Genomic DNA, 644 nt, shown 5'->3' on the forward strand with positions numbered 1-644 from the left:
CCGTACAGCTGGTATTCTTCGTACATCACACCCACGTACACGCCTACGTTTCCTCCGCTGTCCCCTCCTGCTTCCGCCAGCGTCTCCCGCGTATACCCCGCATCTTCCAGCGTCTCGTACACGCATTGCAGAAACAGCCGTTCCTGGGGATCCATAATTTCCGCCTCCCGCGGTGAAATCTGGAAGAACAGCGGGTCGAATCGGTCCACCCCTTCGATGAAGCCCCCCCACTTGCTATAGGTTGTACCTTGCCGATCCTTCTCTGGGTGATAGTACCGACGGTAATCCCAGCGCTCCGCCGGAATTTCTGTTACACAATCGGCGCCTTCGCGCAGCCGCTTCCAATACTCGTCCACATTCCGTGCGCCCGGATAGCGGCCTGATAGGCCGATGACGGCGATCTCCGGCGCTCCCGCCGACTCTGCTTGCGAAGCAGGGATGGATGCGAAGCGGCGGCCACCTTTACGGCGGCTGACGGTTTCCCGCCGACTCACGGCATCCTCCGTCAGCCGCAGCGCCGGTGCAGCTATCTGTCCTGACGCCGCGGCGAACAATTCTGCCAACCGGCCGCCGTAGGTGTCCATAAAGTAGCCGCACAGTTCGCGAAGCGTCTGGTATTCGAAAAACAGGGTCTTCGACAGTGG

Annotated in this window: 1 protein-coding gene; it reads right to left on the bottom strand. The window is 60.6% G+C overall.

The window, feature by feature from the left end; all coding sequences use genetic code 11:
• Positions 1–644, bottom strand: a 644-nt coding sequence (locus NLX82_RS27465; RefSeq protein ID WP_254349309.1) for a polyketide synthase, incomplete at both ends; no start/stop codon positions are given.

The organism is Paenibacillus sp. A3M_27_13, assembly GCF_024213315.1.
Taxonomy (GTDB): domain Bacteria; phylum Bacillota; class Bacilli; order Paenibacillales; family Paenibacillaceae; genus Paenibacillus; species Paenibacillus polymyxa_B.